This window comes from Affinundibacterium fentianense (assembly GCF_018139545.1).
Classification (GTDB): domain Bacteria; phylum Pseudomonadota; class Gammaproteobacteria; order Burkholderiales; family Burkholderiaceae_D; genus Undibacterium; species Undibacterium fentianense.
The window spans coordinates 1-321 of sequence record NZ_JAGSPJ010000026.1 but is presented as its reverse complement, the minus strand read 5'-3'; the positions used below and the strand labels follow the sequence as shown (position 1 = coordinate 321).

General features: G+C 46.7%; 1 protein-coding gene. It reads left to right on the top strand.

Annotated elements, in window-relative coordinates:
* Positions 1 to 321: calcium-binding protein (locus KDM90_RS17645; protein ID WP_369123434.1), on the top strand; the 321-nt coding region annotated here is incomplete at both ends.

Below are 321 nucleotides of genomic sequence, written 5' to 3'. Positions count from 1 at the left end.
GATTGGCTGGTTCGGATATCTTGACGGGAGCGGGATTCAATGACGTACTAGATGGTGGGGCAGATAACGATACTTTGACTGGTAATGGTGGTGACGACACCTTGATTGGCGGAGCAGGTAACGACACGCTCAATGGTGGATCTGGGAATGATACCTTCCAGTTTAATGTGGGTGATGGTGTCGATACATTGAACGAGAGTTCTAATCAAGGTGGAGATATATTGCAATTGGGTGCCGCCATAACACCTGAGATGGTCGTATTGTCCCGATCCGCAAATGATTTGATATTAAGTTTCGGTGGGACTGATTCGATTCGTATTC